This window comes from Streptomyces sp. NPDC001351 (genome assembly GCF_042896045.1).
In the GTDB taxonomy this organism is placed as follows: domain Bacteria; phylum Actinomycetota; class Actinomycetes; order Streptomycetales; family Streptomycetaceae; genus Streptomyces.
This window is the reverse complement of sequence record NZ_JBIAWS010000013.1, coordinates 64,623-77,397: the sequence shown is the minus strand read 5'-3', so window position 1 is coordinate 77,397 and position 12,775 is coordinate 64,623. Positions and strand designations below refer to the sequence as shown.

Annotated in this window: 17 protein-coding genes; 5 read left to right on the top strand and 12 right to left on the bottom strand. The window is 69.7% G+C overall.

Features of this window, described 5'->3' with window-relative positions:
• The first annotated feature begins 418 nt into the window (after positions 1-418).
• On the top strand, positions 419-1,228 hold the full coding sequence (locus tag ACFY1U_RS37690) for a SigB/SigF/SigG family RNA polymerase sigma factor (RefSeq protein WP_390698555.1): 810 nt from the start codon (positions 419-421) through the stop codon (positions 1,226-1,228).
• A 78-nt stretch (positions 1,229-1,306) separates the two neighbouring features.
• Positions 1,307-1,711 carry a DUF1003 domain-containing protein gene (locus ACFY1U_RS37685; RefSeq protein ID WP_390698554.1) on the top strand — a complete coding sequence of 135 codons (405 nt, stop codon included), beginning with the start codon at positions 1,307-1,309 and terminating at the stop codon, positions 1,709-1,711.
• Between the two features lie 21 nt (positions 1,712-1,732).
• Here the strand turns inward: ACFY1U_RS37685 and ACFY1U_RS37680 are convergent, their stop codons facing one another.
• The 10 genes from ACFY1U_RS37680 to ACFY1U_RS37635 form a co-directional block, all read right to left on the bottom strand.
• Positions 1,733-2,449: a GAF and ANTAR domain-containing protein gene (locus tag ACFY1U_RS37680; RefSeq protein ID WP_390698553.1), complete on the bottom strand. Its 717-nt coding sequence runs from the start codon at positions 2,447-2,449 to the stop codon at positions 1,733-1,735.
• A 79-nt stretch (positions 2,450-2,528) separates the two neighbouring features.
• The gene (locus ACFY1U_RS37675; RefSeq protein ID WP_390698552.1) at positions 2,529-3,326 is read right to left on the bottom strand and encodes an ANTAR domain-containing protein; all 798 of its coding nucleotides are present in this window, start codon (positions 3,324-3,326) and stop codon (positions 2,529-2,531) included.
• Positions 3,323-3,748 carry an STAS domain-containing protein gene (locus tag ACFY1U_RS37670; RefSeq protein WP_390698551.1) on the bottom strand — a complete coding sequence of 142 codons (426 nt, stop codon included), beginning with the start codon at positions 3,746-3,748 and terminating at the stop codon, positions 3,323-3,325. The genes ACFY1U_RS37675 and ACFY1U_RS37670 overlap by 4 nt, the downstream gene beginning before the upstream one ends.
• Before the next feature lie 380 nt (positions 3,749-4,128).
• Positions 4,129-5,370, bottom strand: coding sequence for a PP2C family protein-serine/threonine phosphatase (locus ACFY1U_RS37665; protein WP_390698716.1), 1,242 nt, complete (start codon positions 5,368-5,370; stop codon positions 4,129-4,131).
• 307 nt (positions 5,371-5,677) lie between these two features.
• Positions 5,678-6,541, bottom strand: coding sequence for a slipin family protein (locus ACFY1U_RS37660; protein WP_390698550.1), 864 nt, complete (start codon positions 6,539-6,541; stop codon positions 5,678-5,680).
• On the bottom strand, positions 6,529-7,209 hold the full coding sequence (locus ACFY1U_RS37655; protein ID WP_390698549.1) for a hypothetical protein: 681 nt from the start codon (positions 7,207-7,209) through the stop codon (positions 6,529-6,531). Before ACFY1U_RS37655 ends, ACFY1U_RS37660 begins: the two co-directional genes overlap by 13 nt.
• Positions 7,210-7,229: 20 nt before the next feature.
• Entirely contained in the window at positions 7,230-7,886 is a 657-nt protein-coding gene (locus tag ACFY1U_RS37650; RefSeq protein WP_390698548.1) for an STAS domain-containing protein, read from the bottom strand.
• 10 nt (positions 7,887-7,896) lie between these two features.
• The gene (locus ACFY1U_RS37645; RefSeq protein WP_390698547.1) at positions 7,897-8,511 is read right to left on the bottom strand and encodes a DUF5994 family protein; all 615 of its coding nucleotides are present in this window, start codon (positions 8,509-8,511) and stop codon (positions 7,897-7,899) included.
• Positions 8,512-8,658: 147 nt separating this feature from the next.
• Positions 8,659-9,006 (bottom strand): hypothetical protein, encoded by a 348-nt coding sequence (locus ACFY1U_RS37640; protein ID WP_390698546.1) that lies wholly within the window; start codon positions 9,004-9,006, stop codon positions 8,659-8,661.
• Positions 9,003-9,194, bottom strand: a complete 192-nt coding sequence (locus ACFY1U_RS37635) for a CsbD family protein (protein ID WP_390698545.1) — start codon at positions 9,192-9,194, stop codon at positions 9,003-9,005. The genes ACFY1U_RS37640 and ACFY1U_RS37635 overlap by 4 nt, the downstream gene beginning before the upstream one ends.
• Positions 9,195-9,508: 314 nt before the next feature.
• Between ACFY1U_RS37635 and ACFY1U_RS37630 the strand changes: the two genes are divergently transcribed.
• Both ACFY1U_RS37630 and ACFY1U_RS37625 read left to right on the top strand, forming a co-directional pair.
• Positions 9,509-10,510, top strand: coding sequence for an acyl-CoA desaturase (locus ACFY1U_RS37630; protein WP_390698544.1), 1,002 nt, complete (start codon positions 9,509-9,511; stop codon positions 10,508-10,510).
• 42 nt (positions 10,511-10,552) lie between these two features.
• Positions 10,553-10,951 (top strand): DUF5994 family protein, encoded by a 399-nt coding sequence (locus ACFY1U_RS37625; RefSeq protein WP_388716965.1) that lies wholly within the window; start codon positions 10,553-10,555, stop codon positions 10,949-10,951.
• An 84-nt stretch (positions 10,952-11,035) separates the two neighbouring features.
• Here ACFY1U_RS37625 and ACFY1U_RS37620 read toward each other — a convergent pair whose 3' ends face one another.
• Both ACFY1U_RS37620 and ACFY1U_RS37615 read right to left on the bottom strand, forming a co-directional pair.
• A complete protein-coding gene (locus tag ACFY1U_RS37620; protein ID WP_388716962.1) occupies positions 11,036-11,545 on the bottom strand; it encodes a DUF5994 family protein in 510 nt (169 codons plus the stop codon).
• Between the two features lie 308 nt (positions 11,546-11,853).
• Complete coding sequence (locus tag ACFY1U_RS37615; protein ID WP_390698543.1) at positions 11,854-12,003, bottom strand: hypothetical protein; 150 nt, start codon at positions 12,001-12,003, stop codon at positions 11,854-11,856.
• A 4-nt stretch (positions 12,004-12,007) separates the two neighbouring features.
• On the opposite strand from ACFY1U_RS37615, the gene ACFY1U_RS37610 reads away from it, so the two are divergent.
• Positions 12,008-12,370, top strand: coding sequence for a hypothetical protein (locus ACFY1U_RS37610; RefSeq protein WP_390698542.1), 363 nt, complete (start codon positions 12,008-12,010; stop codon positions 12,368-12,370).
• The last annotated feature ends 405 nt before the right edge of the window (positions 12,371-12,775 follow it).

The window sequence follows — 12,775 nt, the reverse complement described above, 5'->3', positions numbered from 1 at the left end:
AGGGCGCCTCGGTTCAGGAGACCGGCAGATGTGCGGGAGTGCCATCGTGGCCGATGTGCGGTGCGGCGGCGGGGTCTGGGACGTCTGTTCGTCAGCATATCCCCGGATCGGCGCCGCGCCGGGGGCCGTTGGGGGCACGGGGCCGCTGTGGCCCAGGCAACTGAACGGTGAGTGAGCAGACCGACTTGTCAAGGACGAAGAGGAACGCGGCGACGAACCGGATTCGTCCGCACACCATCCGTGGACAGCCGCAGTCGTGGGACGGAAACCGTATTTGAACGCGGGCTGCCCGGGAATCCCTGCGCTGTGCTTCAGACCGGAGGCACGCCCGTGCGAGCAGCTGTCGCTGGTCCCCAACATGCTGCGGCCTGTCGGCTCCCACGGTGAGTGACGCCACCGATCGGGGAGACACGTTCCCATGCCGGACGTACGCACACAGAGCCCAAGAGGCGCACATCCCTACGCCCACGACGACGCCCCGGACACCGACGCCGCGTTCCGCAGTATCGCCGCCCTGCCGGACGGCCCGGAGAAGACCGCGCTGCGCCAGGAGGTGGTGTGCGCCTGGGCGCCGATGGCCGTACGGCTCGCCCGGCGCTTCCGTCACCGCGGCGAGTCCCTCGAAGACCTCCAGCAGGCCGCCCGACTCGGCCTGGTCAAGGCGGTGGCCCGCTTCGACCCGAGCCTTGGCACCGCCTTCCCGAGCTTTGCCATAGCGACGATCCTCGGCGAGGTGAAACGGCACATCCGTGACCACCTCTGGGGCGTGCATGTGCCGCGACGCGTGCAGGAGTTGCGCGGCCGGGTCCGCTCCGCCGGGAATGAGTTCGCTTCGCTCTACGGACGCGAACCCTCCGTCGGTGGGATCGCTGCGCACGCCGGCCTCACCGAGGCGGAGGTACGGCTCGGCCAGGAGGCGCTGGAGAGCTTCACCGCGGTGTCCCTGGACGCCGTTCCCGGCCGCTCCGGGCACAGCCACCCACTGACCGACACGCTCGGGGGCCTGGAGCCTGGCTTCGACCTGATCGTCAACCGTGAGACGCTCCGCCCACTGCTACGGGCCCTGCCCGAACGCGAGCGGCAGATCCTCTACATGAGGTTCTTCGGCGAGATGACACAGAACCGGATCGCCCTGCAGGACGGTCTCTCGCAGATGTGCGTCTCCCGTCTGATCATCCGCATCTGTGCACGCCTGCGCGACCAGGTGATGGTCGAGGCCCACGATTAGGCTCTAGGGACGCGCGGGAGCCGTTGTCTGTGGTCGGCGGTGCCCCGCGAAGCCCCGAAACGCGAGAGGCGCGCCGCCATGAGCGAGCAGGACAGCCAGGCCGTGCATCATCCGGCAGTGGTCGCGCACCGCAACCGCCGCGCCGGGGATGCCCAACTGCGGATCGCCGACGCCATCACCAAGTTCGCCGGTTCGATGCCGTTCGTCTACATCCATGCGATCGCGTTCGTGCTCTGGATGCTGTTCGTCGAGGGCAGCCCCTGGCCCACGTTGACGCTCGTCGTGTCGCTGGAAGCGATCTTCCTCTCCACGTTCGTCATGATCGGTCAGAACCGGCAAGCGGCCTTCCAACAGATCAAGGCCGACCACGATTTCATCGAGCAGGAGTTGGAACTCAAGACCAACACCGAGCTGACGCGGGCCATCCACGTCATGACCACGGAACTGCACCGCCGTTTGATCGAGGACGGCGCAGAGCCGTAGCGGGCCCCGCCAGGGCGTGGGTCAGGGCCCCAGACCGGCAAGGGGTTCGGAGTCGTCGACGAAGGCGCGGGCCACATCGGCCAGGCGCCGGTTGTGGGAGCGGGCGTAGCCGCGCAGGGCGGTGAAGGCCCGTTCCATGTCGATGCCCTGGCGTTCGGCGAGTTTCCCCTTGGCCTGTTCGATCAGCACCCGGCTGTTCAGCGCCGTCTGCAGCTGCTCGTTGAGCACCGTGCTGCGGTGGGCGGTGCGTTGTTGCAGGAGGCTGATGGTGGCGACGTCGGCCAGCGCCTGGGCGATGAGTGTGGCGGGCGGGTCGAAGGGGCCGGGCGCGGCGCGGAAGAGGTTCAGGGCGCCCACGGTCTCGTCCCGCAGGCGCATGGGCAGGGCCTGGACGGCCCCGAATCCGCTGCGGTGGGCCGCCGTGACGAAGCGCGGCCAGCGGTCGACCTCCCGGGTCAGGTCGTGGATGATCACCTGTGCGCCGGTGCGGAAGCAATCGAGGCAGGGGCCTTCGTCATTCTGGAGCTGGAACAGCTCCAGCACACGCACCTGTTCGTCGGAGGCGGCCATGACGCGGAGTTTGCCGTCCCGGTCGGCGAGCAGCACCCCGGCGGCGCTCGCGTCGAGCATGCCGACGCAGCGGTCGGTCAGCAGGCGCAGGAAGTCGATGAGGTCGAAGTCGGCGACCAGGTTGTCGGCCAGCTCGACGAAGGTCTTGGCCAGGAGCTGTTGATCCATCGTGGGCACCCTCGATTGAGACTAGTCCCGCCGGGAAGGGGCGGGAAGTACGGCAGGTTCCTCGGCCGGCACCGCTGCGTCAGGTTTTCTCCTCGGCCTGATCCGGCTCCGCGTCCGGTGGGAAACGAAGCTGCCGTGCCACCACGTCCGCGGCCACGTCGGCGAGCCGGCGTCCGTGTGCATAGGCGTAGGCGCGGAGCCTTACGAAGGCTTCCTCGATGCCGACTCCGAGCTGGACCATGACCATCCCGCTGGCCTGGTCGATCTCCGCTCGGTATGCGCCGAACACCAGTACGCGGAACACGGTGGGGTCGGCCGGCCCGCGGAGCCCTCCGACGTCCAGCCATCCCCAGGAGCGGAGCGCAGCGAGGGTTGGGCGATCGGCCCGGTCCACCAAGGTGGCACCGAGCGATGCCTGGTGGTCGGTCAGCAGCCCCTCCTGCACACGACGGGCGAGGCCACGGTCCTGCGGGTGCGGCCGGATCAGGATGCCGGAGAACGTGAAGACCCTGCCGGACACTGTGAGTTGCTCGATGGCGCGCGGTAGTGGTCCGTCGAAGCCGAGCCACCAGGAGCCGTCGCTGCGTCCCGGGAATCCGAAAGCGCATCCTCTCAGGCCGTCCGTCTCGGCGATCACCATGCCGAATCCAGGTCGGCGCATGTCCGCGGTGAGACGGTTCAGGAAGTTCTGGCGGCTGGGACGGCGGTACGCATCACCCGGCGCCGTCGCACGGGAGTCCACATACAGATCGGCCAGATCCTCACGCAGGCCCTCCACCAGCCAACGGTTCAGCCGACGCAGCCGCATCGGAGCCACGGCGGACGGCTCGCCGCCCTCTGGCTTCCATGACCGTCCCTGCCGGGGGTCGGTCGTCATCGCACATCGCCCGAGAGGACCATCACCAGCGGGACGGACCCATGCGGCGGGGCTGCAGCGGGTGCGGCCGGGGCGTCCCCGAGAGGAGCTGTCAGCCGGCCGGACGGTACACCGAGGAGGAGGATCCCGCAGCCGGTGACGTCGAGGATCAGAGCCAGCATCGCCGGCGGGTAGTGCAGTCGCAGGGTCCCGCCGGCCACGGTGGTCTGCTGCGAGGCGTGGAGGAAGGCGTTGAGGCCGCTGCAGTCGCAGAAGCCGACGGCGGTGAGGTCGACGTCGATGGTGCGGATGTCGTCCCGCAGGCACCGCTCCAGGGATGCGCGCACCAACGGCGCGGATTCGAGATCGATCTCACCGGCCAGGGTGATCAGTGCCCGTTTCCTTCGGTCATGGCGGTACACGGTGAGCTGTGGGAGGGGCATGACGCCTCGGTTCGGAAGACCATCCGGCAGCGGGCCCGGCGACGCCGGAGTCCCGGCCTCCCAGGGCGCGCTGTCGGCAGGGGTGTACGTTCGGCGGAGGCAGGGCAACGGTTGGTTCGACAGCCTGCACAGCAGGACAGTGAGCCCGCCCGGTTCCCTCCTGGGATGCGCCGGGTGGCGGACGCAAGCTCCGCTCGCTCCAGCGATCTGTGTTCAGTAACAGCATGCCGCCGGGGTCTGGGACGTCTGCACAGCAGCGTAGTCCTCGCGTCGGGTGAAGGACGGTCCGAAGCCGCCCGGTCCCAGGATATGGACGGCACAAGAGCGCGGGTGGGTTCACCGAGGTCGCCGCGGAGGTCCGCGAGAACGTGATCGTCGGCTCACTCCAGGACCGCGAGGTGGTCGGCGGCGCCCCCGCGCCATTCGATCAGGAAGAGGGTCGCGTCGTCGCTGGTCCGGCCGCCCCGTTCCTGCTTCAGGGTGTGCGAGAGCGAGCGCACCATCGCTCGTACGCCCTTCGTCGAGTGTTCGATGCGGTTGACCCATCGGATGAGTTGCTCTTCGCCGAATTGTTCTTCGCCGGCTTCGTGCTCCTCGATCAGGCCGTCGGTGAAGCACAGCACTCGGTCGCCGCGTTGGAGCATCTGCTCGCTGATCCGGGGCTCTTCACCGCCGAAGCCGACCGGCAAGGTGGTCGGGCCTGTCAGTTGCCGTACGACCTGGTGGTTGCGGATCAGCAGCGGTGCGGGGTGGCCCGCGTTGACCCACTGCAGGTGGCCCGTTGCGAGGTTCAGCCGCATCATCTGGGCGGTGACGAAGTGGTCGGGCCCGAACTGCTCGGCGATGGCCCGGTCCATGAACGCGTAGATCTCGGACAGGCCGATGTCGGCACGTCTGGCGTGCCGGTAGGCCCCGACGGCGACGGTCGCCATCGTGGCGGCGTCCAGTCCGTGGCCCATCGCATCGACCATGGCCACGTGCAGGGTGTCCTCGTTGAGGGCGTAGTCGAAGCTGTCGCCTGCGACGCTGTAGGCGGGCTCCAGGATTCCGGCCACCGCGACCTGCGGGACGGACATCGCCAGCGGCGGCAGCAGGGACCACTGGATCTCCGCGGCCACGCTCATCGGTTCGCGGCGCCGGGCGAGGAAGAACTGGTCGGTGTAGCTGTGCTTGGTGACCAGCATGTCGGCGACCAGGCCGGCGAGCCTGCGCAGCAGCCGCCGGTCGTCGTCATCGAGGGTGTCCAGGGTGATGGCCATCACGCCCGCCTGGTCGCTGCCGTCCAGCAAGGGTAGGTACATCCGGACGCCGTCGGACTGCGGCACCTCGACAGTGGTCGCCTGCAGGAAGGCCGTGCCGGCGGGAGAGTCATCGATCGGCTCGGGCTCGCCGACTGTCAGCTGCCGACCGGGCAGCGGCACCAGCACCATCTGGCCGTAGTCCTGCAGCAGGATCGAGACGTCGCGGCCACCGACCCTCGTCACCTCTTCCGCGATCAGCGGTGCGATCAGCTGCGGCGGCATCTCGTGTGCCCGGTCCAGCAGCACCCCCAGCAGCCGCTCACCGAAGCCTTCCGACCGGTCCAGCATGCCCTTCTCGGGCCGCCGCCCACCTTCCGCCATAACCGACCCGCTCACGTGATCTGTACGCACGAGCTGCTGACACGACCGCGAACACCCTGCACAGAGTGACGCGGCCGACCACCCCGAACAGCTCATTACGCCGGATGCGGCATGTCACACACGGTCAGGACAGATGGCTCTCCATCCCGTTGTGCACCATCCCGCCCGGAGCGGAGTCACCTGGTCGACGACGTCCGCTCGCCGCACGGGGACAGACCGGAGACCAGCGAGGGACGAGTGCCGGGGGCGACTCCTCCGGAGAGCTCGCGCCCCCACTGCCTACGGGCGATGCCCGGTGCGGCACCGGTCATGCTGCCGTGCCGGGCGCGTCGGTGGCCGGCCTGAGTGTCTTGTCCGTCCGGTCGGGGACGGACGGCGGCAGCGCCGTGGCGGGGGCGGCGGCCGCGGTTTCCCGGGCGAGGAACGAGCCCAGTTCGCCGATGGTACTCATGAGGGGGGCGGGAAAGACGACGGTGGTGTTCTTGTCGACCCCGATCTCCACCAGGCTCTGCAGATTGCGCAGTTGGAGGGCCAGGGGGTGGGCCATCATCGTGTCCGAGGCGTCGCCGAGCGCGGCGGCCGCCAGAGACTCGCCCTCGGCGTTGATGATCTTCGCTCGCTTCTCCCGCTCGGCCTCGGCCTGGCGGGCCATGGCGCGCTTCATGGTGTCCGGCAGCTGGATGTCCTTCAGCTCGACCAGCGTGACCTGCACGCCCCATTCGACGGTGGTGACGTCGAGGATTCGGCGGATGTCCAGGTTGATGCGGTCGGTCTCCGACAGTGTCTCGTCCAGGGTGTGCTGTCCGACGACCTTGCGCAGGGTGGTCTGGGCGATCTGGTTGATCGCCGCATGGACGTTCTCGACGGCGACGACCGACTTCACCGCGTCGACCACGCGGAAGTAGGCGACCGCGGACACGTCGACGCTCACGTTGTCCCGGGTGATGATGCCCTGGGACTGGATGGGCATGGTGACGACCCGGAGCGACACCCGGTGCAGGACGTCGACGACCGGGATGATGAACCGCAGTCCCGCGTCGCGGGTCCCGACGAGCCGGCCGAAGCGGAACATCACCCCCTTCTCGTACTGCTTGACGACCTTCAGGGAGAGGGCGAGGCCGAGGAAAGCCAGAAGGCCGATCACGACGACGAGAACGATCAGGGCTTGCATGCGAGGCTCCTCGGGACGAGGGTCGCGGAGTGCGGGGAGTTCCCGGCATCCGTTCGGTCCGGTGTGCGGTTCGCCGGGGAATCCGGCCGTGGCGACCGTGCCACGGGCAGGGCCAGCACCCGTAGTGCGACCGGCCCGGGCAGCCGTACGATCGCGCCGATCTCCAGCCACCCCCAGGACTGGAACGCGGTGCGGGCGGCCCGGTCGTACGGATGGACCAGGGTCACCCCGAGTGAGGCGTGGAGGTCGGTCAGCAGGCGTTCCTGCAGTCGGTCGGCGATGGCGCGGTTCTGCTCGTGCGGGTGGGCCACGACCTGGGTGAGGGTGAAGACCCGCCCGGCGGCGGTGAGCTGCCCGATGCTCCACGGCAGTGCGCCGACGAAGCCCCGCCACCAGGAGCCGTCGCGGCCGACCGGGAAGCCGAAGGTGTAGCCGGCCAGGGTCGTGGTCTCCGCGAGCAGCAGGGCGAAGCCCGGATGCCGGATGTCACCCGCCAGACGACGGAGGAACCCTTCCCGGTCGCGGTACTCTCGGCCGCCCGCCCCGACGGCGGACCTCACATACAGGTCGGCAAGGTTCTCCCGCAGGTCCTCGGCCTGCCCTCGGTTCAACCGGCGCAGCCGGATCGCGTTCGGGAGGACCGGCTCATCGACTCCGCTCCTGCGCACCGCTGTTCCGGCCCGGTTCATCAGAGGAGCACTCGATCGGAGCCGGTGTCCGCGAGGAGTCGGGCGGTCTGCGGGGACGGGTGGTGCAGTCGCAGGGACGCGTGGGTCTCGGCGGCGTGCCGCGACGCGTCGAGGAAGACGCCCAGGCCGCTGGTGTCGCAGCGGCCGACGGTGGTCAGGTCGACGTCGATGGTGGTGATGCCGTCATACAGGCACCGCTCCAGAGCCGTCCGCACCTGGGGCGCGGTGACCGGGTCGATCTCGCCGGCCAGGGTGATCAGTGCTCGCGTGCCCCGGTCGTGCCGGTAGATGTTCAGCTGCGGAAGAGTCATGATGCCTCGGTTCATGGGGCTCGGCCGCTCCTTGTGGAGTCGATGGCCCGGTGACGGAAACCGGCTGGTCACCTGTGGTGAGCGGTACGGCTGCTGCGGCGCCGCGCCGGGAATTCGGCCACGGCCCCCGTCGCGGTGGTCCCGTCGGTCGCCGGAGGTCGGCGGCTCGGACCGACCGGGTTCCACCGGGGGCTGCGGCGTGCCGCGTCCGTGACGGCTGGGCCGGGCGGCGCTGTACCGGTGCACGGCGATTCTGTCGGCGTACTCGATGTTGAGCCGGTGGATCACGTATGCCGCCGCTGCGATGAGGACGCTGAAGGCGGCGGCCGTCAGGAAGGCGTTCATGGCGGCCGCCTCACATACCGACGATCAGGCGACTGGTCCGGCTGGTGTCATTGACCCGGCTGGGCGGACCGGGCTGGTGCGGGACGGCCGCGGAGACCGCGGAGGCGCCGCCCTCGTACTCCCATGCCTCGTCCGGGTCCAGTGGCTCGTCGGTCGCGGCGACGCCGTGCCGGGCCTCGTCCGCGGCGATGAGCGCGCTCGCGGTCAGGGGCGGGCCGTCGTAGTCGGACGCGACGGCCATCAGCCGGGCCGCCGAATCCGCCCCGGTCTCCGGCGGGATGATCAGCAGGTCCCAGCGTCCGGTGCCGTAGGAGAGCAGCAGCAGCTTGTGCGGGTCGATTTCCGGGGTGAACCAGCCGACCTTGACGATGTGGCCGTTCACGGGAACCTGGCGGGGGATGACCGGCCAGTACTTCGGGTTGACGGCGACGCGGGTGATGCGGCCCCACAAGGGGTCCAACGCGTCGGTCAGCGCGGGCAGTTCGCTCAGCAGATCCCGGGAGCGGGGCCACCAGGCACCGTCCAGGAGTCCACGGGAGGCGCCGTCGGACTTCAGGGTGAGACGCGCGGCCGGGGCCGCGACGGGCTCGGGGTGCGGCAGGGTTGGGTGCAAGGTCGCCGACATGATGCGGACCCGTCTCCGGGCCGCCTCTGCGGCGGCCCGGGTTTCATCTCTCGCCGAGAACGACCCGGCGTGGAAGCCGGTGTGCGAAATGCCCTCGGTGCTGTCAACAGTACTCCGCGCTCCCCCGTGGCGCGGAGTAGTGGCTGCCTAGATGTGGAGCAGTCGCTGGGTGATCTCCCGGTACTGCCTCAGCGCGTGCCGGAGTTGTTCGGACTGTGTCTCGCGGTCCTGGTCCTGCCAGTCGGCGCGAAGCAGACGCCGTCGTTCCGCGAGGGCGTTGACGAGCTGGGCGGTGGCTTCGTCGTAGGCGCTCTCGGCCTCTTCCAGCGCCTCGAGCGGGGCGTCGGCGAAGGTGTTGAGGGCGTGCCGGAGGCGCTGGACGACCTTGTCCTGTTCGTCCGGCGGGAGCAGCGGCTCCGGGCCCGGGGTACGGCGCTCGGTGCGGCCCCGGGTGTGATCCGCAGACTGCCGGGCGCGTGTCTGGTCGTACATCATCGGGGGCCGCTACCGTTCCGCCTGAAGGCGCCCTTGGCCTTTTCGACGGCCTGCTTCAGGCTTCCGGAAACCCGGTCGGCCCTGCCCCGGTGTTGCAGTCGCCTGTTGCGGGTGACCCGGCCGAGTTCTTCAGTGATCCTTCCCTTCACCGTCTGCGCCTGGTTCCTGATGGTCCGTGAAACGGTCATGGCCGGCCTCGCTGTTGTCCGGTAGGTGGGTTCCCGCGGGGTCTGGGCGAGGCGGGTAGGCGGAATGCTTCGCCGTGGGTTCCGGAGTGGCATGGCCCTGCACCGTGCTGTCAGTCAACGTCCGGCGACGGTCCATGTCAACGCGGTGGCCACGCTGTCCGGTCCGTCTCCTTCCGGAGCGCGCGGGAGTACGGTGAAGGAAGCGAGGGCCCTTCGTCGCCGGCGTCCGAACCGGCCCTGTCCTCGCATCACCCGTCACAGGGGCAGCCCCTGACCCCGGCCGCGCCACCCGCACCGAGGCCGAGGAGCCCCGCATGTCGCTCGATTGCGCCACGTCCACGACGGTCATACCGTCGGATACCGTCCCGCCGTCCCAGGGCTACGACGGGACGTCCCCCTTTCCATCGGACGTCCCGTTGCCCGCGCGTGACGGCGGTGAGCGGCTGTATGTCGTCGTCACGGCCCTGATCGTCGTCCTGCCGTTCGTGGCCCTCGGGCTGGTCGGCTGGCTGCTGTGGGGGAGTCTTGTCCACCCCGCCGACATCGTGCTCGCCGCCGTCCTCTACACGGTCACGGGCCTCGGCGTCACGGTCGGCTTCCACCGCGGTCTCACCCACAGCGGATACCGGGCCGTCCGCCCCTTGCGGATCGCGCTCGCGGTGGCCGGCTCGATGAGCTTCCAGGGCGACGTCATCGGCTGGGTCGCCACCCACCGCCGCCACCACGCCTTCACCGACCGGCCCGGCGACCCGCACTCCCCCTACCGCTACGGCACCCATCTGCGCGGCCAGTTGCGCGGGCTGCTGCACGCCCACGTCGGCTGGCTGTTCCGCAACGACCGCACACCCGCCGAGCGGTACGCCCCCGATCTCCTCGCCGACCGCGACATCCGGGCGGTCGACCGCGCCTTCCCGGCGCTGTGCGTCCTCACGCTCGCGCTGCCGTTCGGGCTGGGCTGGGCGATCGGCGGCACCTGGCTGTACGGCGTAACCGCCCTGCTGTGGGCGGGAGTTGTCCGCATCGCCCTGCTCCACCACGTCACCTGGAGCGTCAACTCCCTCTGCCACATGATCGGTCAGCGCCCCTTCCGCACCAGGCGCCACGACCGGGCCACCAACCTGTGGCCGCTGGCCCTGCTCTCGTTCGGCGAGAGCTGGCACAACCTCCACCACGCCGACCCCACCAGCGCCCGGCACGGCGTCGACCGCGGCCAGCTCGACCCGTCAGCCGCCGTCATCCGCCTCTTCGAACGGCTCGGCTGGGTGCACGACGTGCGCTGGCCGAGTCCGGACCGGGTCGCGGCCCGCCGCGCCTGACATCAACCACTCGTCCGTGTACTGCAGTTGGCAGGAGCCCTCATGACCACCGCACTGCAACCCCCGCTTCCCTCGCTCCCCCTCCTCCGTCTGCGCCTGGCACCGCGCGGCGGCATGCCCCGGCCGATCGACGGAGCGTGGTGGCCGCGTTCGTACGACCTGCTGGCCGAACTCCCACGGCTGCTCGCCGGGTTGCCGCGCGCATGGGGCCACATCACCAGCGTCACGGTCAACGGGGCGACCTGGTCCGCGGTGCCCGGCCGGATGCTCGTGTTCAACCAGGTCATACGATTGCGCAGGAGCCTGACGGCATCAGCTCCGCACACCATCGTCCTGCTCGCCCCAGGCAGGGGGCGCTGGGACCTGCTGGTCGTGCCTCCGGACACCACCGAGGAGGCCGCGGAGCCGCTCATGGCGGCTGCCGCGGGCGGTCACGTCTGATCCGGCCTGTCACGCACTGCCCGGCGAATCACCAGGGCACTGACGGCCATGGCGGTGACGTCACCGTCCCATCCCCGCCACCAGTCAGCGGAGCCGTCCCGTGGTGGCTTCGTACGACACGGAAGCGTCGCCGGCCTGTTCCGCCGTCATGAGAGCGGTCGCGGTCGACTGCGCGGCGGTGCTCGCGCTTGCGGCGGCCATCAGCCGGGCGGCCGAGGGAGCGGTGGTCTCCGGGGGAATCACCAGGAGGTCCCAGCGGCCCGACGTGCCGGACAGCAGCAGAATCTTGTGCGGGTCCAGCTCCGAGGTAAACCAACCGACCTTCACCACATGGCCGTTGACGAAGATCCTGTGCGGGATGATCGGCCAGTAGCGGGGGTTGACAGCGATCCGGGTGATCCGTCCCCACAGCGGGTCCAGTACGTCGGCCAGGGCGGGGAGTTCGTCGCTCAGGTCACGTGAGCGGGGCCACCAGGCGCCGTCCAGTTCGACCTGTCCCGGGGAGGGGCTCACGGGTTTGAGGGCGAGGCGTGCGGTCGGAGCCCTGAAGGGCACGGCGCCCAGCGCCGGATGGTCGGTGGTCGCGGACATCATGCGAACCCGTCCCCGGACCTCTGCGCGTCGGCAGTTGTCCGGTGTCGTTGCTCACCAGGAACGACACCGGGATCGGGGCCGGTGCGCGAAGTGCTCCCGATGACTTCACGCACCGGCCCCGAAGAGGCCGAACGGACCGCTCCCGGCCATCGCCTCACTTCCAGCGGCCGTCCTTGCCCGAGGAGCGGCTTGTCTCCAACCAGGAGCGCCGCGATGGCCGAGGCCGTCCGCGCCGACAATTTGATACAGGCCGAACAGATCCTCATCGACACCGGTACCGGCCTGGCGGCGCCAGGGCGCGACGGCGGTCAGCCGCGGTGGTCGCCGCTCCGGTCCGGTGCCGGGCGCGGGATGGCGGAGGTGTCGAAGTCGCCCGAGATGATCTGCGTGGCCAGCTCCGACAGGCGCAGGCGGCGGGAGCGGGCGTAAGACCGGAACACCTCGAAGGCGTCGTCCACGGAGGTGTTCCAGCGCTCCATCAAGGATGAAGAGCTCAAGCCGGGTGATCTCCTGTTCCAGGGCGAGAACGGCGGCATCCTCGCGGGCTCGGTGATCCGCCGGGCCTGGCGCAGTGCTCGCCGGGCGGTTCTGGCTCCGCACGTCTTCGACTCGCCGACCGGGAGGCGCGTGTACGACAACCGGCACACCCGCCTGACCAAGTGGCTCAACGACGGGATCCCGCCCGCACAGGTGGCCGAGTGGGCAGGAAACAGCGTGCCGGTGCTCCTCGCCACGTACGCCCGGTGCGTCGATGGTCAGCTGGCCGACCTGAAGAAGCGCCTCGAAGCCGCCGGCGACCTCCCCGAGCTGCCCGACGCTGGTTGATCTTCAGCCAAAGAACTTCGACACGTATTCGACACAGCCACGCGCAAAAACCCGGTGACAGCCGGACAGCCCCGGAGCCCTCCCTTGATCGTCAGGGGAGGGCCCGGGGCTTCGTCGTGCCGCGTGATACCCGCTCTGACCAGCAAAAACGCCCTCCCGAAGGAGGGCGGAGACTGGGCGCCCCCGGCAGGACTCGAACCTGCGGCCAAGCGCTTAGAAGGGATGTGTTTGCTTTCGATCTTCCAGGCTTCTGACCTGCGTGTTTACTCGCAACGGTACGTCCCACTGTTCGGTTTTGCCACGCATTTGCCGGAGGGGCGGATTCCGGCGCCATACAAACCGCCACGTTGGCCGCATGGTGAGAAGGCTGGAACACCCAGGGGGGCCACACACTAGGTCTGCACC

What these genes read in the sequence shown, in the direction of transcription:
- ACFY1U_RS37665 (WP_390698716.1), bottom strand. Translation starts at nt 5,370, where the DNA reads ATGGCGGAAGGTGGGCGGCGGCCCGAGAAGGGCATGCTGGACCGGTCG.
- ACFY1U_RS37625 (WP_388716965.1), top strand. Translation starts at nt 10,553, where the DNA reads ATGACCACCGCACTGCAACCCCCGCTTCCCTCGCTCCCCCTCCTCCGT.
- ACFY1U_RS37630 (WP_390698544.1), top strand. Translation starts at nt 9,509, where the DNA reads ATGTCGCTCGATTGCGCCACGTCCACGACGGTCATACCGTCGGATACC.
- ACFY1U_RS37620 (WP_388716962.1), bottom strand. Translation starts at nt 11,545, where the DNA reads ATGATGTCCGCGACCACCGACCATCCGGCGCTGGGCGCCGTGCCCTTC.
- ACFY1U_RS37645 (WP_390698547.1), bottom strand. Translation starts at nt 8,511, where the DNA reads ATGTCGGCGACCTTGCACCCAACCCTGCCGCACCCCGAGCCCGTCGCG.
- ACFY1U_RS37640 (WP_390698546.1), bottom strand. Translation starts at nt 9,006, where the DNA reads ATGATGTACGACCAGACACGCGCCCGGCAGTCTGCGGATCACACCCGG.
- ACFY1U_RS37660 (WP_390698550.1), bottom strand. Translation starts at nt 6,541, where the DNA reads ATGCAAGCCCTGATCGTTCTCGTCGTCGTGATCGGCCTTCTGGCTTTC.
- ACFY1U_RS37680 (WP_390698553.1), bottom strand. Translation starts at nt 2,449, where the DNA reads ATGGATCAACAGCTCCTGGCCAAGACCTTCGTCGAGCTGGCCGACAAC.
- ACFY1U_RS37685 (WP_390698554.1), top strand. Translation starts at nt 1,307, where the DNA reads ATGAGCGAGCAGGACAGCCAGGCCGTGCATCATCCGGCAGTGGTCGCG.
- ACFY1U_RS37690 (WP_390698555.1), top strand. Translation starts at nt 419, where the DNA reads ATGCCGGACGTACGCACACAGAGCCCAAGAGGCGCACATCCCTACGCC.
- ACFY1U_RS37670 (WP_390698551.1), bottom strand. Translation starts at nt 3,748, where the DNA reads ATGCCCCTCCCACAGCTCACCGTGTACCGCCATGACCGAAGGAAACGG.
- ACFY1U_RS37635 (WP_390698545.1), bottom strand. Translation starts at nt 9,194, where the DNA reads ATGACCGTTTCACGGACCATCAGGAACCAGGCGCAGACGGTGAAGGGA.
- ACFY1U_RS37650 (WP_390698548.1), bottom strand. Translation starts at nt 7,886, where the DNA reads ATGAACGCCTTCCTGACGGCCGCCGCCTTCAGCGTCCTCATCGCAGCG.
- ACFY1U_RS37675 (WP_390698552.1), bottom strand. Translation starts at nt 3,326, where the DNA reads ATGACGACCGACCCCCGGCAGGGACGGTCATGGAAGCCAGAGGGCGGC.